At 57.7% G+C, this 22,140-nt stretch carries 21 protein-coding genes; 9 read left to right on the top strand and 12 right to left on the bottom strand.

What is annotated here, in order from left to right; translation table 11 throughout:
• Positions 1–807: a GGDEF domain-containing protein gene (locus ACIQT8_RS12680; RefSeq protein ID WP_400965697.1), complete on the top strand. Its 807-nt coding sequence runs from the start codon at positions 1–3 to the stop codon at positions 805–807.
• On the opposite strand, the gene ACIQT8_RS12685 is transcribed toward ACIQT8_RS12680, so the two are convergent.
• A complete protein-coding gene (locus ACIQT8_RS12685; RefSeq protein ID WP_400965700.1) occupies positions 776–2,284 on the bottom strand; it encodes an MDR family MFS transporter in 1,509 nt (502 codons plus the stop codon). The genes ACIQT8_RS12680 and ACIQT8_RS12685 overlap by 32 nt on opposite strands.
• Positions 2,285–2,417: 133 nt before the next feature.
• On the opposite strand from ACIQT8_RS12685, the gene ACIQT8_RS12690 reads away from it, so the two are divergent.
• Positions 2,418–2,933, top strand: coding sequence for a MarR family winged helix-turn-helix transcriptional regulator (locus ACIQT8_RS12690; protein ID WP_138794802.1), 516 nt, complete (start codon positions 2,418–2,420; stop codon positions 2,931–2,933).
• A gap of 81 nt (positions 2,934–3,014) precedes the next feature.
• Positions 3,015–3,674 carry a glutathione S-transferase family protein gene (locus tag ACIQT8_RS12695; RefSeq protein WP_400965704.1) on the top strand — a complete coding sequence of 220 codons (660 nt, stop codon included), beginning with the start codon at positions 3,015–3,017 and terminating at the stop codon, positions 3,672–3,674.
• Positions 3,675–3,728: 54 nt separating this feature from the next.
• On the opposite strand, the gene ACIQT8_RS12700 is transcribed toward ACIQT8_RS12695, so the two are convergent.
• Positions 3,729–4,349, bottom strand: coding sequence for a glutathione S-transferase family protein (locus tag ACIQT8_RS12700; protein WP_138794800.1), 621 nt, complete (start codon positions 4,347–4,349; stop codon positions 3,729–3,731).
• Between the two features lie 139 nt (positions 4,350–4,488).
• On the bottom strand, positions 4,489–5,487 hold the full coding sequence (locus ACIQT8_RS12705; RefSeq protein ID WP_400965707.1) for an asparaginase: 999 nt from the start codon (positions 5,485–5,487) through the stop codon (positions 4,489–4,491).
• A gap of 73 nt (positions 5,488–5,560) precedes the next feature.
• Between ACIQT8_RS12705 and ACIQT8_RS12710 the strand changes: the two genes are divergently transcribed.
• Entirely contained in the window at positions 5,561–6,310 is a 750-nt protein-coding gene (locus ACIQT8_RS12710; RefSeq protein ID WP_400965710.1) for a DUF3750 domain-containing protein, read from the top strand.
• Here the strand turns inward: ACIQT8_RS12710 and ACIQT8_RS12715 are convergent.
• The 4 genes from ACIQT8_RS12715 to betI all read right to left on the bottom strand — a co-directional run bounded on the left by ACIQT8_RS12715 (position 6,307) and on the right by betI (position 11,675).
• On the bottom strand, positions 6,307–7,650 hold the full coding sequence (locus ACIQT8_RS12715) for a chloride channel protein (RefSeq protein ID WP_400966355.1): 1,344 nt from the start codon (positions 7,648–7,650) through the stop codon (positions 6,307–6,309). The genes ACIQT8_RS12710 and ACIQT8_RS12715 overlap by 4 nt on opposite strands.
• Positions 7,651–7,834: 184 nt before the next feature.
• Entirely contained in the window at positions 7,835–9,487 is a 1,653-nt protein-coding gene (betA, locus tag ACIQT8_RS12720; RefSeq protein WP_400965713.1) for a choline dehydrogenase, read from the bottom strand.
• Between the two features lie 73 nt (positions 9,488–9,560).
• Positions 9,561–11,024 carry a betaine-aldehyde dehydrogenase gene (gene betB / locus ACIQT8_RS12725; protein ID WP_400966358.1) on the bottom strand — a complete coding sequence of 488 codons (1,464 nt, stop codon included), beginning with the start codon at positions 11,022–11,024 and terminating at the stop codon, positions 9,561–9,563.
• Positions 11,025–11,054: 30 nt separating this feature from the next.
• Positions 11,055–11,675, bottom strand: a complete 621-nt coding sequence (gene betI, locus ACIQT8_RS12730) for a transcriptional regulator BetI (RefSeq protein ID WP_138794795.1) — start codon at positions 11,673–11,675, stop codon at positions 11,055–11,057.
• 166 nt (positions 11,676–11,841) lie between these two features.
• Between betI and ACIQT8_RS12735 the strand changes: the two genes are divergently transcribed.
• The 4 genes from ACIQT8_RS12735 to ACIQT8_RS12750 all read left to right on the top strand — a co-directional run bounded on the left by ACIQT8_RS12735 (position 11,842) and on the right by ACIQT8_RS12750 (position 16,018).
• Positions 11,842–12,390: an HdeD family acid-resistance protein gene (locus tag ACIQT8_RS12735; protein WP_400965718.1), complete on the top strand. Its 549-nt coding sequence runs from the start codon at positions 11,842–11,844 to the stop codon at positions 12,388–12,390.
• 184 nt (positions 12,391–12,574) lie between these two features.
• Entirely contained in the window at positions 12,575–12,811 is a 237-nt protein-coding gene (locus tag ACIQT8_RS12740) for a type II toxin-antitoxin system ParD family antitoxin (RefSeq protein ID WP_262524863.1), read from the top strand.
• Positions 12,812–13,121: 310 nt separating this feature from the next.
• Entirely contained in the window at positions 13,122–14,924 is a 1,803-nt protein-coding gene (locus ACIQT8_RS12745; protein ID WP_400965721.1) for a GGDEF domain-containing protein, read from the top strand.
• A 92-nt stretch (positions 14,925–15,016) separates the two neighbouring features.
• Positions 15,017–16,018: an NAD(P)H-quinone oxidoreductase gene (locus tag ACIQT8_RS12750; protein ID WP_400965724.1), complete on the top strand. Its 1,002-nt coding sequence runs from the start codon at positions 15,017–15,019 to the stop codon at positions 16,016–16,018.
• Positions 16,019–16,428: 410 nt separating this feature from the next.
• Here the strand turns inward: ACIQT8_RS12750 and ACIQT8_RS12755 are convergent, their stop codons facing one another.
• The 5 genes from ACIQT8_RS12755 to ACIQT8_RS12775 form a co-directional block, all read right to left on the bottom strand.
• Positions 16,429–17,466 (bottom strand): sulfate/molybdate ABC transporter ATP-binding protein, encoded by a 1,038-nt coding sequence (locus ACIQT8_RS12755; RefSeq protein WP_400965727.1) that lies wholly within the window; start codon positions 17,464–17,466, stop codon positions 16,429–16,431.
• 11 nt (positions 17,467–17,477) lie between these two features.
• On the bottom strand, positions 17,478–18,350 hold the full coding sequence (gene cysW, locus ACIQT8_RS12760) for a sulfate ABC transporter permease subunit CysW (RefSeq protein ID WP_138794790.1): 873 nt from the start codon (positions 18,348–18,350) through the stop codon (positions 17,478–17,480).
• Complete coding sequence (cysT, locus tag ACIQT8_RS12765) at positions 18,343–19,200, bottom strand: sulfate ABC transporter permease subunit CysT (protein ID WP_138794789.1); 858 nt, start codon at positions 19,198–19,200, stop codon at positions 18,343–18,345. Before cysT ends, cysW begins: the two co-directional genes overlap by 8 nt.
• Before the next feature lie 144 nt (positions 19,201–19,344).
• The gene (locus tag ACIQT8_RS12770; RefSeq protein ID WP_262524853.1) at positions 19,345–20,370 is read right to left on the bottom strand and encodes a sulfate ABC transporter substrate-binding protein; all 1,026 of its coding nucleotides are present in this window, start codon (positions 20,368–20,370) and stop codon (positions 19,345–19,347) included.
• A gap of 335 nt (positions 20,371–20,705) precedes the next feature.
• The gene (locus ACIQT8_RS12775) at positions 20,706–21,146 is read right to left on the bottom strand and encodes an Rrf2 family transcriptional regulator (RefSeq protein WP_262524851.1); all 441 of its coding nucleotides are present in this window, start codon (positions 21,144–21,146) and stop codon (positions 20,706–20,708) included.
• A 205-nt stretch (positions 21,147–21,351) separates the two neighbouring features.
• Here ACIQT8_RS12775 and ACIQT8_RS12780 point away from each other — a divergent pair, with 205 nt between their 5' ends.
• On the top strand, positions 21,352–22,140 hold the full coding sequence (locus ACIQT8_RS12780) for a phosphoadenylyl-sulfate reductase (RefSeq protein ID WP_262526253.1): 789 nt from the start codon (positions 21,352–21,354) through the stop codon (positions 22,138–22,140).

Below are 22,140 nucleotides of genomic sequence, written 5' to 3' on the forward strand. Positions count from 1 at the left end.
TTGCGCTCGTTCGTCGCCGCCCTGGTGTCGATAGCTGCGTCCCTGGCCATCTGCTTCACGATCGTTCCGATAACGGGTGGCAGCCTGGATGGCGTCGGGCTGATCATGGCGACGGTTTGCCCGCTGATCATCGCCTGGCCGGCAAGCGCCCTCCAATTCTATCAGTACGAACGTTTGCGGGAGACGCGTCTGGCGCTGGCTGAATCACACCGCAAACTGGAAACGATGCATGGAGAATTGAAGCAGGCGCATGAGGCACTGGCCTTCACGGCCAGCCGCGATGCGATGACAGGCGCTCTCAACCGTGAAAATTTCATGCTGGCTTTGAAAAATGCCAGATGCAGAACGGGAACGGTGCTTTTCATCGACGCCGACCATTTCAAGGCCATCAACGACACGTTCGGCCACCTGACCGGCGACGAGGCGCTCAAAGCCATTGCTGACCGGATCAACGCATGCATCCGAGGTGAGGACTTCTTCGGCCGGTTGGGCGGAGAAGAGTTCGCTGTCTTTCTCCACGGAGTGCATGAAAACCACAAGGTTCTCGCCATTGCGCAGCGCATCTGCGATGAGGTATCTGCCGTTGAGATGATGACTGCTGACGGGGCTGTCGTACCACTCAGCATCAGCATCGGGACTGCAAGCTTTACCCGCAGCCGTGACATGGATCGGTTGTGCAAAGAGGCAGACAACCAGCTTTACGAAGCAAAACGACGCGGTCGAAACCGCGTCGTGGTTGGTGGCAATATCGATGTTGGTGCGGCCAATGCCGAGATTACTTCTGCTGATCTGGCGCCGGGAGCCTGACGGGCTTTAACATCAACGCCGCGGCAAGTCCGATTGCCGCCGTTATGGCCGCAGCAAAGAACAACGGGGTGAAGGCGTGCGAATAAAGGGATGCAACAGCACTTTGCGAGGCAGCCGGCAGTTCGGCCAACATCTTCGGTGTCAATTCCTCGATCTTGCCAATGCCCGGGATCTCTACCGCCACACCCTTGAGGCTTGATGTGATGATCGCGCCGTAAACCGAAATCGCGATCGCGGCACCGCCCATACGCGTCAGCGTAACCGCACCACTGGCTGCCCCGATATCGGCCTTCGGTGCCGAATTCTGCACACCGATGATCGGCGCCTGCTGCCCGAGCCCGACAGCAAATCCCTGCACAAGCATCAACACGGCGATCAGCGAAAGCGGTGTTCCGGCGTGAACCTGCGAAAAGCACAGCATGGCGATGAGATTGAGCGTCAATCCCGCCACAGAAAGCGGCTTGTAGACGCCGGTGATCGAAATCAGTCGGCCTGCCGAAAGGGCGCCCACGACAATGCCACCTGTAACAGCGATGAAGAACAATCCAGCATGAGACGGAGAGAGGCCAGTCGTGGTCTGCAGGAACAGCGCGTAATAGTTCACCATGCCGATGCCGATACCGCCACTGGTCAGCGACACAATCATCAGCAACGGAAATGTCGAATCCTTGAAAAGTCGTAGCGGCACCACCGGTTCAGGTGCACGGCGCTCCACCTGCACCCACAGGAATGCTGCAATGACAGCGAAGGCGACGATGCCGAGGCTCGGACCTGCAAAAAGTGAACCAAACAATTCACTGCTATCTGCCCAGAACACGACGCTTGCGATCGTCGCGGCGAGCAGAACTGCACCGAGATAGTCGATCTTCGGTTGGCGTTGCGGACGCCGATAGGGGAGCATGAGAGCCAGGCCGGCAATGACGATCAAACCCAATGGCAGGTTGATCAGGAAGATCGAACGCCATCCGAACAGATCGCTCATCGTGCCACCCAGGATCGGTCCGACGCTGCCGGACGCCATGATCGTCAAGCTGGAATAGCTCTGATATCGGGCTCTTTCGCGTGGTTCGAAAAGATCCGCATTGACGGAGAAAATCGACACCATGATGCCGCCACCGCCCAGCCCCTGCAGAACACGGGCGGCGATCAACGAGTTCATCGACCATGCAAGGCCGCAGGCAAGCGACCCCAGGGTGAAAATCACCACCGCCGCGATCATCACGTATTTACGTCCGAACAGATCACCAAGCTTGCCGTAGATCGGCATGACCGCGCTTGTTGCCAGAAGATAGGCCGAACCGATCCAGGCGAAGCGCTCCAGCGCACCAAACTCACCGACGATGGTCGGCAAGGCAGTGGAGACGATCTGGTTATCGAGCGTCGCCATGAACATGGCGAGCATCAGGAACAGGAAAACAACAAGCCGGCGTCGGTGATCCGACACAAGCGGCGCCGCAGGGGCGGTAGACATGTCCATGGAAATATCTCTACGATTTTGCTGCGGCAATTTGTGTGCTATCAGCACATATATGTCAATAGCAAGGTTTTGACTTCCGTGCTACTAGCTATAAATGTGATCTGAAACTGACGCGGAAAGGATGTGGTCGAGCGTGGCGAAGGACGAAGACTGGAACGAGGACATGCCCGAAAACATCATCCGTATCGGCAACACGATGACGCGCATGCGCATCATGATCGGACGACGCATGATCGGACGCATGGCGCTTGCCAAGTTCGCCCCTGGTCTCGAACTCTCGCATATCGACGTACTGGATATTCTCAAGCGCGCGCAAGGCGAAGTGACCGTCGGCTCGATTGCCGAGGGCATGCGTATCGACCCGTCACGCGGCAGTCGGGTCGTGGCTGACATGGTTGGTCGCGGCCTGCTGAAACGTGCTGTTTCACAAGAGGACGCCCGCCGCAGCATCATCGAAATAACACCGATGGGCAGGAGCTTGCTGCAAGAGATGCGCAATACCAAGATGGGTATCGTGAAGGACGTCATGGACGGCTGGTCGGAAGAGGATATCGATTCTTTCGCCCGCCTGTTCGACAAATTCATAGGCCGTTTCGAAAGCCGTCTTTCCCCCGACGCCGAGGCGTCCACAGATCAGAAAAAATCATAATCCACGATGCTTTCGACAACTTCACTTTAGGTTGCGGAGCCCCTAACTTGCCGCCATCGAAAAGGCAAAAGGGTTACTTCGATGTTGACGATCTACGGTGTCTACCGCTCGCGTGCGACACGCACGCTCTGGCTCGCAGGCGAACTGGGCATAGAGTTCAAACATGTGCCGGTCATACAGGCACGCCGCCTCTCTGACCCGCTGGCTGCCGATGCGCCACTCAACACGTTGTCTCCATCTTTTCTCGCGATCAATCCGATGGGCACCATTCCGTGCATAGAGGATGACGGCATGGTTCTCTACGAATCCATGGCCATCAACCTCTATCTCGCGCGCAAATATGGTGGACCACTTGCGCCCGCCGATCTGAAGGAAGACGCGGCCATGTTGCAGTGGTCATTCTTCGCGGCCACCGAGATCGAAAGCAATTCTCTGAAGATTTCTTCCGCAATCGCAGAAGGCCTCGGCGACAGCGATTCCGGCAAGGCCGTCATCGATGTTGCCGGACGTTTGCTGAAACGCCCCTTCCGCGTGCTGGAGCAGCATCTTTCCCAACATGATTATCTGGTTGGCGACCGCTTTACCGTGGCAGACCTCAACGCCGCCGAGATCGTGCGTTACGCACAGGGACATGCCCGTCTGTTCGAAGCGCATCCGGCGCTAAAAGCATGGCTGGAACGCTGCCAGGACCGTACCGCCTTCAAGGCCATGTGGGATTCACGTTCGGCCGAAGCGGCCTGAGATATCAGCCTTTATTTGCCGTTACCCCGCCGGGGTAACGGCGCCAAAACAATTTCACGCCTTCTCGGCGACCAGAACCTTCTGAACAGCAGGCCTTGCGCTCATGCGCTTGAAATGGTCGTGCACCCTCGGAAAACGGGCTATGTCCACGCCGTCACTTTCAAGCCAGCCCGACATCACGAAGAGGTAGGGATCAGCGACCGAATAGGCCGTCCCGAGAACCCAGGGCCCATGCAACAGGCCTTTCTCGATCAACTCGAAACACTCGGTCATGGTCTGCGGCACTTTGGCCTTCATGTCGGCAAAGGAGGATTCTTCGTTTGCCCAGCGGCTACCGCGCCGTCCATGTGCGTGGGCGACATGTACGGTGGATGAAATAAAGGCATTGAACGACTGCATGCGTGCGAATTCAAAGGGGTCATCCAGCGGCGCAAGCTTCTTTTCCGGTGCCATCTGGGCGATGAAAGCCAGGATGGCAGGCGTCTCAGTCAACACGCCACTTGCCGTCACGAGTGCGGGAACACGGCCTTTTGGATTGATGGTCAGGAAAGCTTCGGAGCGTTGTTCGCCTTCGGCGAAATTGACGCGCTGCGCCTTATAAGGCAATCCCGATTCTTCAAGCACGATATGGCTGGCGCGTGAGCAGGAACCGGGAGAGAAAAACAATGTGAACATGGATGGGCGACCTCCGGACAATGAAGACGCTCGCCGCGCGAACTGAGGCGAACGTATGTGTGCGGGTGACTTTCGAGCGGCCACCTCACACACATCGGAGGATCATCAAGCTTCGACCAGCTTGCGTCAATATACTCTCTCAGAGACCAACGACGCGGATATCGCCAACGTGGATTCCATTCCAGTTGCGCATTGAACGGTTTGCCATGGCGAGCAAAGCCAGCTGTTCGGCACTGTCGTTTTCGAACTGTTTTGCCAGAAGGGCTGCGATCATCGCTTCGGCGGCACGCGTCGTGCCATCCTCACATTTGACAACCATGGCAATGCCCTTTTGCGGCATTGTTGCTACGAAGACACCTTCTGCGCCCGTCTTGGCGAAAATCTGTCCGGGCGCAATCTGCATCAGTTTCGTGCAGGCGCGGCCGGTTCCGGCAACATAAAACGGTTCCGCCATGCAGGCATCCATCAGGCGGCGAGACGCTGCGGCGCGTCCGGCTTCTAGTCCGCTGCCCGTCGCCATCTTTGCAAAGCCATGAGCCAGCCCCTTCAGCGGAACCGCATAGGTCGGAATTGAACAACCGTCGACGCCACAATTGTCTTCACCCAATGTAGCACCCGTCAAACTTTCCATGGTGGCACGGATCTCGCGCTGCAGTGGGTGATCGTAACCGACATAACCCTTCGGATCGGCTCCGGTATGGCAGCAGGTGCAGATGAAACCGGAGTGTTTGCCAGAACAATTGTTATGAAGCGCCGTCGGCTTCTCCAGCGTACGAGCCTGGTGGATGATCGTTTTCTGATCGGACGACCAATGCGCTCCGCATTCCAGCGTTTCGACGTCCCGTCCTGCTTTCGCAAGCATGCTGGCCGCAAGTGCCACATGTTCATCCTCCCCGGAGTGAGAGGAACAGGCAAGCGCCAGTTCACGGTCGCCAAAGCCATAAGCGTCTGCCGCGCCGCTTTCCACCAGAGGCAACGCCTGCATGGCCTTGCAGGCCGAACGCGGGAAAACGCCACGATCGACATCACCAGCGGAGAACAGAACGTCACCGTCGCCATCCACGACAATAGCCAGGCCGTGATGGCGGCTTTCGACGAGATTGCCTCGCGTGACTTCGACGGTAACGGAATTGTTCATTTTCCAAGCCTCAAAAAATCCGGAATCTATCTCGCTGATACCGCAATTGATTTTCCGATGCACGGGGCTGAACGTGAAATTTGCAAAACGTCTTCTCTTGGCAATTGCCGTCATCTACCTCCTGCCAGCGCTGGCCTCTGCCGGCCTATGGGCCATGAAAGACCATCCGCAGGGATGGAACAAAGCGCGGTGGTCTTCTTCCGGTACTCTTCCCGACGCGAAAGCCGACAGGGATGCGGCGGTCTATGTGTTTTCTGCGATGACGGGCGGGTTCAAGGGTTCGGTCGCCAGCCATGCGTGGATCGTGCTGAAAAAACCGGGAGCGAATTCCTACGATCGTTACGACAAGGTCGGATGGGGCACTCCGATCCGGCACAACAACTACGCAGCCGACGCCTACTGGTACTCAAACATGCCGCGACAGGTGGTGGCGATCCACGGCAAAGCTGCGGAAGACCTGATCCCAAAAATCGAGCAGGCGATTGCAGACTACCCCTATGGCAAGCCAGGTGGATATCGCATCTACCCGGGCCCCAACTCGAACACCTTTGTCGCCCACGTGTTGCGGAGCGTTCCAGAGCTTGGCGTCGTCCTGCCGCCTGACGCCGTGGGCCGCGATTACCTGCCGAATGGCGAATTTGTCCATATTGCCGATGACTGGAAGGATGGAAGCGTCTCACTCGGCGGATTGTTCGGCATCTCGGCAGGCGTGCGGAGTGGCTTCGAGGTGAATTTCCTTGGCCTGGTCGCCGGCATCGACTTTGCCAGACCCGGCATCAAGGTTCCTGGGCTCGGTTACTTCGGCGTTGCAGCCGATGGTTAAGTCTCGGCAGTCCGTGCGGCCCGTTTCGCACGGATGCTCTGGGCGATGAAGACGCGCGAAAGGCCGTGATAGAGCGGTTCGCGGGACACGAGACGCGAGGTGACATATCCCAACATCGCCGCAGCCATGATCGGGATCACCCCTTCATGGTTGCCGGTCATTTCGAGGATGATGACGAAAGCCGTCATCGGCGCCTGCACGACGCCGGCAAAATATCCGGCCATCCCGACGATTGCGCCAAGGCCTATGCTCGTTCCGAGCAGGGCGGCAATCGTACTGCCAAAACCGGCTCCGACGGAGAGCGACGGCGCGAAGATACCGCCTGGAATACCCGACATCATGGCAAGAAATGTCGCCGCCAGCTTTTCGATGAAGAAGAACGCAGGCGCCGCTTCGCCTTCGATCGCCGCACGTGCCTGCTCATAGCCCGTACCAAATGTCGCACCGCCGGTGGCAATGCCGATCATGGCGGACGCCAGACCGCAGATCGCGGCGGCCGTGAGCATGCGCTTCAAGGGCATGGCCTGTGCCCAGCGGCGGATACGTTGTGATATCCGCAGGGCGCCGGCGCTGAACAGCGCTCCGAGAGCGCCGCCACCGATGCCGCAGACCAGAACGAGAGCCCAGTCTCTTGCCGTTTCAGCCAGAACGGAACTTGTTCCGAAATAGGTGTAGCTACCCACGAGCCCGAGAGATGCAAGACCCGAGAGGATGACGGCCGTGAGGACAAGGCCGTTGGCTCGGGACTCATAGGTGCGGCTCATCTCTTCAATAGCAAAGACAATCCCTGCCAGCGGCGTATTAAAGGCTGCCGCAATACCCGCCGCCGAGCCTGCAAGGATCAATCCCCTCGCCTGCGCCATTCCACCCCAACGCGCCGCCTGAAGCATGATCGAGGCGCCAACCTGAACCGTTGGGCCCTCGCGCCCGATCGATGCACCGGAGAGCAGCCCCGCGACCGTCAGCACGATCTTGCCGAAAGCAAGTTTGAGTGACAGCAACCGCGACCGGTCTTCATCATCCCGCAAATGTCGTGCGGCGATCGCCTGGGGAATCCCGCTACCGCCAGCGTTCGGAAAGACCGTGAAGGCAAGCCAGGCGCAAAGCGTGAAACCGAGTGGCGTGATGAGAAGCGGCAGAAGAAACGCCCATTCGCCAGATGACGTCGCGGCAAAGAACAGGTGCTGGGCGCGGTCTGCCAAGCAGGCAAAGCCCACACTGATCACACCGACCGCCAAAGCCCCAAACCAGAAAACCGCCCGAGGTTTCCACACTCGCCAGGAGCCCCAGACAACGCGGGAACGGCGGAGCATTTTCATCTTCTTGTAGTCGACAGGCATGGCGGTCCAGATCGGATTTTTGGCAAATGTCAGGCGGGAAGGCCTGTTTATCTGCCTCTGCGGCAGGGATTGCAAGGTTCCATTTGCCACGCCACGCCACGCGACACGGCACAGCCCTGAACCGCATCACCATATTCCCGGCGGGCTCTGCAAAGGGGCCAATCCGCCGGCGGTCATGGCATATTCACCGATCGCTGATGGCCCCGCGTGGGTTGATCCAGGGTTCCTGGTTGGAGCGCGGTAATGGCTGCTTGCCAAGGATATGGTCAGCCGCCTTTTCGCCGGTCATGATCGACGGGCCGTTGAGGTTTCCGTAGGTCACATGCGGGAAAATGGAGCTGTCCGCCACGCGCAATCCGTCAACGCCGATCACCCGGCATTCCGGATCAACAACCGCCATAGGATCGTCGCGATCGCCCATTCGACACGTTCCGCAAGGATGGTAGGCGCTTTCGAGGTGCGCGCGCAGGAAGGCATCGATTTCCGCATCGGACTGCACCTTTTCGCCCGGCTGGATCTCCGGACCGCGAAACTCGTCAAACGCCGTCTGGCTGAAGATTTCGCGTGTGAGACGCACGCAGTGGCGGAAGTTTTCCCAGTCTTCCGGGTGGCTCATGTAATTGAATTGAATGACGGGGTCGTCCTTCGGATCGGCAGATCGAAGGGTGACGTTACCCCGCGATTTCGACAGGTTGTAGCCGACATGCACCTGGAAACCATGGCTCTTTGCCGCCGCCTTGCCGTCATAGGAAATTGCGACGGGCAGGAAATGGAACTGGATATCCGGCTGTTTCAAGCCGGCTGCCGACCGCAGGAATGCGCAAGCCTCAAACTGGTTTGACGCGCCAAGTCCGCCTTTCGACAGCAACCACTGCGCCCCTGCGACGCCCTGCCAGAACCAAGGCAACCACGAATACAGGGAGACCGGCTTCAGCGATACCTGCTGGAAATAGAACTCCATATGGTCCTGAAGATTGGCCCCGACACCTGGCCTGTCCACCTTTACCTCAACGCCCATGTCCCGCAGGTGGTCCGCCGGTCCAATGCCAGACAGCATCAAGAGCTTGGGCGAGTTGAACGACGAGGCCGAGACGACAACTTCGCGGGTCGCCATGATGGTTTCCACCACGCCCTTGCGCTCGATCTCGACACCCGTTGCACGGCCGTTTTCAATAACGATCTTGCGGGCAAAGCCATTGACCAAGGTCACATTGCCACGTTTCAGCGCCGGCCTCAGATAGGCGTTGGCGGCAGACCAGCGGCGACCGTCGTGGATCGTCTGCTCCATCAGGCCAAAGCCCTCCTGCTTGGAGCCGTTGTAGTCGTCCGTCAGCTCGAAACCGGCCTGCGAACCGGCCTGAATGAACGCATGGAAAAGTGGATTTTTGACCGGTCCCCGCTGCACATGCAGCGGACCATCCGTGCCGCGCCAGCCCTCCTCGCCGCCGTGACTGTGCTCCATGCGCTTGAAGTATGGCAGGACATCCGCATAGGCCCAGCCCTTTGCACCGAGTTCCTCCCACCGATTGAAGTCCTCCGCATGGCCGCGCACATAAACGAGACCATTGATCGACGAAGAGCCGCCGATAACCTTGCCGCGTGGCGCGGTAATACGGCGATTATTGAGGTTCGGCTCCGGTTCGGACAGGTAACCCCAATTGTACCGCTTCATGCTCATCGGCCATGCCAGAGCCGCAGGCATCTGGATGAAGGGGCCGAAATCCGACCCACCCGCTTCGATCACGATGACGGAATAGCGACCATCTTCCGACAGACGATAGGCCATGGCGGAGCCTGCCGAACCCGAACCAACGATAACGAAATCTGCCTGCTGCATCTCTTTTGCTTTCAAATATGCTGCCGAGGGTTCGCGGCGCGCGTACACTCCCTTAGCAGGGGAGCGCCTGGCCTCAGTATGGCGCCTCAACCTTGCCGGTTGCGACGTATACGGTTTTCAATTCGCTGTAGTGATCAAGCGCGGCGGCCGAGTTTTCACGTCCGAAGCCGGACTGCTTCAGACCACCGAAAGGAATTTCCACCGGGCACAGATTGTAGGTGTTGATCCACAACGTACCCGCCTCAAGCTGATCGACGACACGATGGGCGCGGGCGAGATCGGCAGTGAATACACCGCCGGCAAGACCGAACTCGGTGGCATTGGCGCGAGCCAGCACCTCGTCTTCATCGTCGAAATCGAGAACGCACATGACCGGGCCGAAGATTTCCTCGCGTGCGATGGTCATGTCATCCTTCACATCTGCAAAGACGGTTGGCTGAACGTAAAACCCCTCGCCCGAAACATTGTTGGGAATGCCGCCGCCGGTGACGAGCGTTGCCGCCTCTGCCTTGCCCTTTTCGATATAGGCCAGCACCTTTTCCTGCTGGGCTTTCGAGACCAGCGGTCCCAGGTGCGTGGCATAATCCAGGGGATCGCCGAGCACCATTGCCTCGGTGCGCTTCTTGAGGTTTTCAAGAAAACGCTCCTTTACCTTGCGCTGCACGAACACACGCGTGCCGTTGGAGCAGACCTGGCCGGAGGAATAGAAGTTGCCAAGCATAGCGCCGCCTACGGCACTTTCGATATCGGCATCGTCGAACACGATCAGCGGCGACTTGCCACCAAGTTCCATCGTGACATGCTTGAGGTGGCCGGCAGCGGCAGCCGCAACCTTGCGGCCTGTCGGCACGGAACCAGTCAGAGAAACCTTGGCGACATCGGGATGATTGACCAGCAGCGGACCCGTGTCGCGGTCGCCCTGAATAACGTTGAAAAGCCCTTTCGGCAGGCCGGCTTCCACCAATATCTCAGCGATCTTCAGCGCACCGAGCGGCGTATTTTCCGAAGGCTTGAACACCATGGCGTTGCCGGCCACCAGTGCGGGGGCAGCTTTCCAGCACGCAATCTGCTGCGGGTAGTTCCACGCGCCGATACCGACGCAGACACCAAGCGGTACGCGCTTGGTGTAGGCGAAATCGCCACCGAGCGGAATATAATCGCCATTCAACGCCGAGGCAGCAATGCCGCCGAAAAACTCGAAAGCGTCCGCGCCGGAGGTCGGATCGGCAACAATGGTTTCCTGAATGGGCTTGCCGGTGTCGAGCGTTTCCAGTTCCGAAAGCGCCTCATTGCGCTCTCGAATGATATCGGCCGCGCGCTTGAGAATACGGCCGCGTGCCGTCGGGCTCAATGCCGCCCATTCTTTCTGGGCCCGCTTGGCGGATGCAATAGCACGTTCGACAATGGCAGGCGTTGCGGCATGCAGTCTGGCAATCACTTCGCCTGTGGCCGGAAAGATGCTCTCGATGACCGTGCCAGCCGTATCCTCAACGTAGACACCATCGATGAAATGGGACGCTTTCGGCTGTGCCCGCAGGGCTTTGTCCGTAGTCATGTCGAATACTCCTTAAAGAAGATGGACAGGCGGCTTTGAGCGGCGCCCTTCCAGAAATGGTTTGAGCTGCACATCGAAGTAATCCTCGACGAGTGCAGGTGCGGATGAGAAGGCGGGCGGAGCCGCACGCAGGCTGTGGCGAATGTAGAGACCGTCAATCAGCGCGGCGGCGCCTTCGGCGATGCGCGCGGCATCGTCAGGCGGGCAAAGCCTGTTCAGGCTGGACAGAAGATTGGAGCGCAAACGACGGGCATAGAGAACCAGAAGCCGCCTTGTTTCCTCCGAACGCTGGGCATCGACATAAAATGCCAGCCACGCGGCCACAGCCTCGGGGCTGAACTGGTCACTCTGGAAAGAGACATGGATGATCGCACTCAGACGCTCTCGCGGCCCGGAGGCGCGGGTGAGCGCTGCGACGGCATCACGCCGCAGGTCACGCAGCAGACTGCGGATGGTTTCAAGAAGAAGCTGCTGCTTGCTACCGAAATAATGATGCGCCAATGCGGCCGATACGCCCGCCTCGCGCGCGATATCTGACATCGTGACATTCAGCGATCCGTGATGGCCGATGGTCCGCAGCGCGGCGTCAACCAGCGCCTTCTTTCGAACCGGCTCCATTCCGATCTTTGGCATCTCGTTCTCCTTGATGGGCGGCAAATTATTCTTGATTGACTCATCAATCAATAAAAAATGCGCCATTTTGGTTCCCTGTTTGCGCCAGATCAAATCTATGGGATCAGCGTTGCGCTATCCAGCAATCGTGATAGCTTGTTTCCCAACCAATTCCGGAGACAGAGAGATGACACACAGTCTCAATCCGCTCGGATTTTCGCCACTGAAAGCAAAGTGGGGATGGTTTCTGGCGCTCGGCCTCGTTCTCCTGACATTCGGCGTCATCGCACTCGGTAATCTTCTGGTCGCGACCGTCGCATCGGTCTTTTATGTCGGCGTCATGATGCTGATGGGCGGCGTCCTGCAACTCATTCATGCCTTTCAGGTGAAAGGCTGGGGCAACGCCGTTTTCTGGGTCTTGAGCGGCCTGCTCTACGCTGTGGCTGGTGTCATCGCCTTCCAGAATCCTGATCTGGCGGCGGCGGTTTTGACGCTGTTGATGGCTATATCCCTTGTTGTTGCCGGGGTTTTCCGCATCTTCGTCGGCTTCAGGCTGAAACCGGCCAAAGGCTGGGGCTGGATCGCCGCAGCCGGTGTCGTGACCGCCCTTGCGGGCCTCGTGATTGCGGGCGGCTGGCCGGTCAACAGCCTGTGGGTGCTCGGGCTGTTTCTGGCCATCGACCTGATCATGCAGGGATGGGCCCTCATTGCACTGTCTTTTGCAATTCGCGAATAGGATATGTCAGCTGCGGCGCAAACGTGCCGCCAGCTTGCCGAAACGGGAAAAACCAAACCACAATATACTGCAAATTGGGTATGGGACGCGTTTCGTGGTATTATAGACGGTGATACCAATTTCGCTGGAAGCGGCGCCAGACGAATGAACTGAAAAATGGCCGCTGAAAACAGGGAGAGATATCATGCCAATGGTGACAGTATCCATTTCCCCGGAACAGGCAGCAAGAATGCGCGACGCCGTGGACTGCGGCGAATATGCATCCGGCAGCGAAGTTGTCAGAGCTGCCTTGAGACTGTGGGCAGCGTCTGCGGCACAGAACGCTGGCGCAAAATCCGTGTCGGACAATGAGTCCGACAAGGAAAGACTGAATGTCGCGGAACTTTACGCGGCACACACGGTTCGCATCCACCGGGCCTGAGACCATCATCGCCAGGTCCCGACGGACTAAAAGCCTGCGAACCTGAACATCGGCGCGTCTACTCGGACGCGTCAGGGTACGCTGAACTCAAGATCTCTGTATCTTGGTTAACGAAAAGAGACCGCTTTCGTCGTCTCACGCAAGATTTCTACAACCCGCCACAACCTTCACAAAAGCTTCACATAGCTGAAAGCTTTTGTTGACTGCTGCAATGCATCATTCGCCGCAAAAGAAATTACGTCCTTCCAAGCCAGGTCTGATCAACACCTTACAAGGCACGGAAAGGAACGACAGGAGCGGAGAAAATTCGATGCCGGCGGCAACGTTTGAACAAGAGGTCATCCGGCGTTTTGCCTCCGGGCAGATGTTTCCCATGGCGAAACTGGTACTGGAAACCGCCTTTCAACCCATTGTCGAAGCAACAACAGGCACGATTTTCGGCTATGAGTCGCTGATGCGCGGCTATGATCGCCTCGGCTTTTCCAGCCCGCTGGCATTGCTCGATCAGGCCGCCGAAGATGGTGAGTTGATCAACTTCGAGCAGATGCTGGCAAGCAGAGCCCTGGCAAAGTTCTCGACGTTGCCCGACTTTTCGTCTGCCACGCTTTTCCTCAATCTTGACGTGAGAATGATCCGTCACGGTGACAGCATTCTCGACAGGCTGGTCGACAATCTCGCAAAGGCGGGTATCCCCGCCTCGTCGATCTGCTTCGAACTGTCAGAACGTTTCGACAATACCAGCGTGCCGGAGTTCAAGGCACTGATCGAGCGCATGCGTCGCGAAGGTTTCAAGCTGGCAATCGACGATTTTGGCGCGGGCCACGGCGAGATGAAACTCCTGTGTGACTTCCCGCTCGATTATCTCAAGATCGATCGCCATTTTATCAGTGGCGTCGATCACCATCCACGCAAGCAGCATCTCGTCCGCAACATCGTCAATATCGCCCATGTTCTCGGCGTTCGCGTCATTGCCGAAGGCATCGAAACCGAAGCCGAATTCCTCGCGTGCCGCGAGTACGGCGTCGATCTGGTGCAGGGATGGCTGATTGCCAGACCGACCGTCTTCACAAGTGAACTTCCCCAAAGTTTTCCGCATCTCAACCGCATCGGCGTCTCGCGTCGCAGCAGCCAGACGCTCGACGAGATTCTGATCCGCCGCGAAATCGAACGGCTTCCCACGGTCTACGAACATGACAGCGTCGACAGCGTTTTCGAACTTTTCCGCAAGAACCCGCAACAGGCGTTCTTTCCGGTTCTCAATGCAAATGGAGAACCGCGCGGCGTCATCAATGAATATCACCTGAAAGAATACATCTATCAGCCGTTCGGCCGCGATCTTCTGAAAAACAAGATGTATGAGCGCACGATCTCGCACTTTGTCGATGGTGCGCCCATCGTCGGACTGGATGCAAATGCCGACCAGTTGATGAACATGTTTGCCAGCATGGGCGGAAGCGCCTGCGTAATCCTGACCGAAAACATGCGTTATGCCGGTGTCGTTTCCGCTGCCTCGCTGATCAAGGTCATCAATGAAAAACAACTGAAGATGGCGCAGGACCAGAACCCGCTGACCGCCCTTCCCGGCAACCGCGCCATCGGGGGATTCATTGCCGACAGTTGCAGCGACGGCGACGAAACCCGGTTCTTCTGTTATTGCGACTTCGATAACTTCAAGCCGTTTAACGACAAATACGGTTTTCACGCGGGCGACCACGCCATCAGCCTGTTTTCCGCCCTGATACGACGTTATTTCTTCGCCGGAGACTGCTTCCTGGGCCATATCGGTGGCGACGACTTCTTCATCGGCGTCCGCGACTGGACCGTGGAGGAACTGACCGAAATCCTTGAGCGGCTGCTCAGCGACTTCCACGACGATGTGGCGGAACTTTATTCCCCGGAAGATCGCGAAGCAGGCCGCATGAAGGGCCAGGATCGCCATGGCAATGAACGGGATTTCTCGCTGCTGCGCTGCTCGATCGGCGTTCTGACTTTGCCCAAGGGCCTGGTACTGGCCAATCCGGAGCGGATCGGCAGCGAGATTGCGGCAATCAAGAAAGCGGCGAAGGAAGACGACGGCGGGCTTGTCCTGCGCAGTTTTGGCGAGACAAAATGACACTCGCGACAAAGGGTCTTCTTCCATAAGCGGGATACGTCCCTTAGGGTCGGAACTCCACCAGAGAACCAGCCCGCACGAAGGAACCCGCCATGACCCTGCCCGTCACCATGCGTTTCGTTGACCTCCCCTCCCATGGTGGTCCCGACGTCATGCAGCTTTCCAGAGGTGCGTTGCCGTCTCCACGTGCCGGAGAAATTCTCGTGAAAGTGCAGGCGGCTGGCGTCAACAGGCCTGACGTTGCCCAGCGGCAAGGCACCTATCCTCCGCCGAAGGATGCAAGCCCGATTCTTGGTCTTGAAATCGCCGGAGAGGTTGTGGCGCTCGGCGACGGCGTTGATGAGTTTGCGATTGGCGACAAGGTTTGCGCGCTGGCCAATGGCGGTGGCTATGCCGAATATTGCACTGTTCCGGCCGGACAGGCCCTGCCCTTCCCCAAGGGTTACGACGCGGTCAAGGCTGCGGCGCTGCCAGAAACATTCTTCACCGTCTGGGCCAATCTTTTCCAGATAGCCGGCCTGACGGAAGGCGAGACGGTTCTGATCCACGGGGGCAGCAGCGGTATCGGCACGACGGCGATCCAGCTCGCCAAGGCCTTCGGCGCTGAGGTCTTTGCCACGGCGGGTTCAAAGGAAAAATGCGATGCCTGCGAAAAGCTGGGTGCCAAACGCGCCATCAACTACCGCGATGAGGACTTCGCGACCGTCATAAAGGCGGAGACGAATGGCAAGGGTGTCGACGTCATTCTCGACATGATCGGGGCAGCCTATTTCGAAAAGAACATCGCCTCACTCGCAAAGGACGGGTGCCTGTCCATCATCGCCTTTTTGGGCGGCGCAGTGACCGAGAAAATCAACCTCACGCCAATCATGGTCAAACGGCTGACGGTGACAGGGTCAACCATGCGGCCGCGTACAGCAGACGAGAAGCGGGCGATCCGCGACGAGCTGGTCGAACAGGTCTGGCCGCTGATTGAAAGCGGCAAGATCGCCCCTGTCATCAATCGGGTTTTCACTCTGGAAGAGGTCGCCGATGCGCATCGTTTGATGGAAAGCAGCAATCACGTCGGCAAAATCGTGATGACAGTTTCGTGACGACAGACTTGCATTCGCCAGGAATCGTACTACCTTCGAGTTATGTTCAACGTACTGGAAGGAGGTGATCCAATGTCTAATGAGATTTCGGTCTTTGGTTCAGGCAATGGAAAGGGTGCGGTTTCGCCGGGGCAGCCCTCGGTTTAATACCCCTCTACCTTCGGAACGTTGAGAAACAGTCCCGGGTCTGAAAGAAGACCAAACTCATGGAAGGGTCGCCTCAGGCGGCCCTTTTCCATTTTCCGTTTATCTCGGCTTTCACCAAAGTGACTAGTCCGGCAGCGGGCTTCAATCCCCTGCCAGTCACGATCCAAACTTTCTATTCCGCCCAAGAAATGAGCTGACGAAACACCTGCTTGAGAAAGTGGAGACCGCTGCAATATTGCCAATCGCGGTCTCACCTCAGCTGCTTATTTGCGAAAGACCTTCCACCGTGTCGGACGAAAGCGCAGTTCAGCCCCAACGGCCACAGCGGCGTTGAGTGGAACTTCAATCTCAAGGTGGTAAGGTTCGTGACCGGCATTGGCGATATCGATTTCGGCAATGCGCGTTCCGGCAAGTCTCCGACAGGTGGTTACCTTGCCATAAAGAGCTTGTTTATCGTCCGTTAATTCCACGTCTTCCGGCCGGAAGAAAAGATCCCCTTCGGCCTCTCCGCTTTCGTTGATACCAATATGCTCGCCTTGAAAGAGTATATGGCCGCCGCGCACGGAAACCGGCAGGCTGGAGGATTCACCGATAAAGGAAAATACGAAAGGCGAGTTTGGCGTGTCGTAAACATCGTCAGCCGTGCCGACCTGCTCGATCTTGCCCTGGCTCATGACGACGACGCGGTCAGCCAGCTCCAGTGCCTCTTCCTGATCGTGGGTGACGAAAATTGTGGTGTGGCCGGTGCGGTCGTGGAACTCGCGCAACCAGCGGCGCAGTTCCTTACGCACCTTGGCATCAAGCGCGCCGAAGGGTTCATCGAGCAGCAGGACCTTCGGCTCGATGGCGACGGCACGGGCAAGCGCAACACGCTGACGCTGACCACCAGAGAGCTGGCTCGGATAACGCTTCTCAAGGCCGGACAGATGCACCATGTCCAGAAGCTCCGATACGCGCTTGCGGATCTCGGCCTTCGGCGGGCGCTTGTCGGAAGGGCGCACCTTGAGCCCGAAGGCAATGTTCTCGGCCACCGTCATGTGCCGGAACAGCGCATAGTGCTGAAAGACGAAACCGACATTGCGTTCCTGCACCGTCCGGTGTGACGCATCTTCGTCGCCGAAATAGATGCTGCCCTTGGTCGGTTGCTCCAGACCGGCGATCAGACGCAGCAACGTTGTCTTGCCAGAGCCGGACGGACCAAGCAGTGCGATCAGCTCGCCTGAGCGAATGTCGAGCGACACGTCGTTCAGCGCGGGAAAGCGATCAAACTGCTTGGTGATGCTGGAAACTTTCACTTCCATAAAGATGCCTTTCAATGCTTGCCGGCTGCGTTGCCCGCGCCAAAGCGAATTTCAAGAATTGTTTTGAGAACGAGGGTCACGAGCGCGAGACCAGCCAGCAAGGTTGCCACAGCAAAGGCTGCCACCATGTTGTACTCATTATAGAGAATCTCGACATGCAGCGGCATGGTGTTGGTCTCGCCGCGAATATGCCCTGACACCACCGACACGGCACCGAACTCCCCCATGGCGCGGGCGTTGCAAAGCAGTACCCCGTAGAGTAGCCCCCACTTGATGTTTGGCAGCGTGACATACCAGAAGGTCTGCCAGCCAGACGCACCAAGCGAGATGGCAGCTTCTTCATCGCCATTGCCCTGCTCCTGCATCAGCGGGATCAATTCGCGTGCCACGAAGGGGAAGGTCACGAAGATCGTGGCAAGCACGATGCCGGGCACCGCAAAGAGGATTTCGATGCCATAGCTTTTCAGCCATGGACCAAGAACGCTGTGTGAGGAAAAGAGAATGACGTAGACTAGGCCGGAAATGACCGGCGAGATCGAAAATGGCAGATCTATCAGGGTGATCAGGAACGCTTTGCCCTTGAACTCGAACTTGGCGATTGCCCAGGCAGCCGCGACGCCGAAGACAAGATTGAGTGGCACCGATATAGCCGCGACCAACAGCGTCAGACGGATGGCAGCAAGCGCATCCGGCTCGACGATCGCTTCCCAGAATGCGTCCGGTCCTTTGCGGAACGCCTCAAAGAACACCGAAATCACCGGCAGCACAAGAAAAGCCGCGAGAAACAGAAAGGCGACGGCCATCAATGTCAGCCGCGCTGGCAGACTTTCACTGGCGGGATCACGGAAGGCCTTGGCCGAGGTACGGGAAACGGTATCAGACATAACCGTACCTCTTGCGGCTCCAGGCCTGGATCAGGTTGATAACAAAAAGCATGGCGAAGGATATGATCAGCATGATCGTCGCGATCGCGGTCGCGCCCGCATAATTGAACTCTTCCAGCCTGATGACGATGAGCAGCGGGGCAATTTCCGAAACATAGGGAATATTGCCGGCGATGAAGATGACGGAGCCATATTCCCCGACACCACGCGCGAAAGCGAGCGCAAAGCCCGTGAGAATGGCTGGTGTCAGACTCGGCAGCAGAACCCTGGTGATGGTCTGGAAACGATTGGCGCCGAGTGTCGCAGCCACCTCCTCAACCTGGCGATCAATCTCCTCCATCACCGGCTGAACGGTGCGGACGACGAAAGGCAAGCCAATGAAGATCAAGGCAATGACGATGCCGGTTGGCGTGAAGGCGATCTTGATGCCGAAGGGCTCGAACAGCGAACCGACCCAGCCGCGATTGGCATAAAGCGTGGTCAGCGCGATACCAGCAACGGCCGTCGGCAACGCAAAGGGCAGATCGACGATGGCGTCAACGAAGCGGCGGCCGGGAAAGCGGTAACGCGTAAGAACCCAGGCGACGACGACGCCGAAAAAAGCATTGACCAGAGCGGCGATGAAAGCCGTACCGAAACTGACGCGCAGCGCATTCAGAGTACGACGGTCCGTGGCGACAGCGATGAAGTCCGAGAAACCGAGTTTTGCTGTGGACCAGACCAGACCGGCAAGCGGGATAAGAATAATGAGAAACAGATAGAAGACCGTGTAACCGAAGGTGAGGCCGAAACCCGGTATCACGCTCGATTGACGCCACTTCCACCTATTTCCGGACACGTTATTGGTCATCAAGGCTCCGGAGATACGATTAGAGGACCGGTTATTCTCCGGCCTTGTTACAAAGCATCGACCGGCACGATGTCCGGTCGATCAACCTCAGCTTTTTCGGTGTTGCTACCGGTGAGTGGGCTTTGGCGTCAGCCCATCATCCACCTAGTTTGCGGGCTTGTAAATCTGGTCGAAGATACCACCGTCACCGAAATGTTCAGGCTGCGCCTTGGCCCAACCGCCAAACAGCGGATCGTCAATGGTGACGAGCTTGATGTCGGGAAGCTGCTTGAGCAGATCCTTCGAAACCACGGCGGGATTGGACGGACGGTAGAAGTGTTTCGCCGCGATGTTCTGGCCTTCATCTGAATAGAGATAGTTCAGATAGGCTTCCGCCGCCTTGCGAGTGCCCTTTGCATCAACGTTGGCGTCAACGACGGCAACGGGCGGCTCGGCGAGGATCGAGATTGGCGGGACGACGATATCGAAGGCATCCGTGCCGAATTCCTGACCAGCCAGATAAGCTTCATTTTCCCATGCCAGCAGAACGTCACCGATCTGGCGCTGCGCAAACGTTACCGTCGAACCACGTGCGCCGGTGTCGAGAACTGGAGCGCGCTTGTAGAGCTCGGCCACATAAGCCTTGACCTTGTCCTTGTCGCCCTTGAATTCTTCATTGGCCCAGGCCCAGGCAGCCAGGTAGTTCCAGCGTGCACCGCCGGAGGTCTTCGGGTTCGGCGTAACGATCTGAACGTCACCCTTCACCAGATCGCCCCAATTGTGGATGTTCTTCGGGTTGCCCTTGCGAACCAGGAAAACGATGGTCGAGGTATAAGGTGAAGAATTGTGTGGCAGTCGGGTGCGCCAGTCCTTGGCGATCTTGCCGGTATTTTCGACAATGGCGTCGATGTCGCTCTGCAGTGCCAGCGTGACGACATCGGCTTCAAGGCCGTCGATAACCGAACGCGCCTGCTTGCCGGAACCACCATGTGACTGCTGGATGGTAACATCCTCACCCGTGTCTGCCTTCCACTTCTTGGCGAAAGCTTCGTTGAACTCCTTGTAGAGTTCGCGGGTCGGATCGTAAGAGACATTGAGAAGTTTGGTTTCCGCGAAAGCCGAACCAACGCCCCCCAGAGCCAGTGACAGGCCGAGAGCGACAACGCTCAAACCGGACAGAAGCTTAGTCATCGGTATTCCCTCCTGATGAAGATGGCTTAACTCTACCGGTCCAGTAGAGTTGGTCAATGAGGCCGAATACGATCGAAAAAGTGTTTCCCTTCAGCGTTTGCGCAGGCAACAAATACAGCGCACCATAACCGAAACGCGCAACAAGCGTCGTGTAAAACTTTGCTGAATGCAAAAGCATTTCGGATTTTTGGCGATTTTCCGCCCGTTTCACGGAAAATATTCTCGTAGTTTAGACGATTTTTTCGCCCCCAAGGTGACGCATACTGCATTGGCCTGGCCGATGGCACGCGCAACGATCCATGCTGGAAACATGGTCGGCACCGACGGCGTTCTACTCAGGCTGTCAGGAGTTCAGGCACTTCGACGCCGGCGACGGCATCGGCAATGGTGGTGTTGAACAGGATGTTGCGGGTGGCGTCTGCGACGCGTGCGAAGACGTGGCGTATCTCGCACTGTTTCTCACCATCGCAATCTTCGCAGCGGCGGTAGGCGATCTGCGACAGGCAGGGCAGCGGCGCAACAGGTCCGTCGATCAGCCGCAGCACTTCGCCGAAAGTGATATCGTTGGCCGGACGGCGCAGCAGATAACCTCCCTGCTTGCCGCGACGGCTTTCCACCATACCGTCATGTTTCAGCTCCAGAAGGATCTGCTCAAGAAACTTTTTCGGAATGGCTTGATCGCGGGCAATATCAGAAATCTGCACAGGCCCGGCCTCATTGGACTTTGCCAACGCAGCCAGCGCTCTCAGCGCATATTTCGCCTTCTGGGAAATCATCGTGAAACCAGTACAACACAACCCTAAACACAGGGCAATTCAGGCTTAGCGCAGTTGCTGTCACAATTCAAATACGGCCTTGAAACAAGGTGAACGGGCATCTTTTGCGCCGAGCCCCACGCGCGTGAGACATATTTGCTCTGAAGTGCAGCGGACTCAGACTGTGATTTCTGTCCGAAAGCCGGGATTTCAACAATAATCGGCCATCGTAATCCCGGACGTGACAATGAGCATTATGCCTGTTCCAGTAAACGCAACTGCCGATACCGCATCGCTTGATACCGCACTCGCAGCTCTCGATCTCGCTGGGCGGCTTTCATTTGTCGCCGGGCTCGGCGGACGCGCGGTTTTCACCACCAGCCTTGGCATCGAAGATCAGGTCATTACCGCGGCCATCGGCACGCACCGACTGCCGGTCGACGTCGTGACGCTCGAGACCGGAAGGCTTTTCAAGGAAACCGTCGATCTCATCAATGAAACCGAAGATCGCTTCGGCATTGAAATTCGCCGCTTCCGTCCCGAACAGGACGATATCGATGCTTACGCCGAAAAATACGGTCTCAACGGCTTCTACGAAAGCGTCGAAGCCCGTCACGCCTGCTGTCATGTCAGGAAACTGATCCCGCTGGGCAAGGCTCTGGAAGGTGCGTCCTTCTGGATCACCGGTCTGCGGCGCGGTCAGTCCGGCAATCGTGCGACCACGCCGTTTGCCGAGTTCGACGCGGATCGCAATCTCATCAAGATCAATCCGCTGGCGGATTGGGACATTGAAACGATCCGTGCCCACGTCGCTGCCGAGAACATTCCCATCAATCCGTTGCATGCGCGCGGTTATCCCTCCATCGGCTGCGAGCCGTGTACGCGCGCCATCAAGCCCGGCGAACCCGAACGCGCCGGGCGATGGTGGTGGGAAAACGACGAGAAACGCGAATGCGGTCTTCACGTCGCTGGCACGGAACAAGGTTCCGCCGCTTCCGCCATCCCGCAACGATAA

The organism is Agrobacterium sp. NPDC090273 (genome assembly GCF_044772305.1).
Taxonomy (GTDB): domain Bacteria; phylum Pseudomonadota; class Alphaproteobacteria; order Rhizobiales; family Rhizobiaceae; genus Agrobacterium.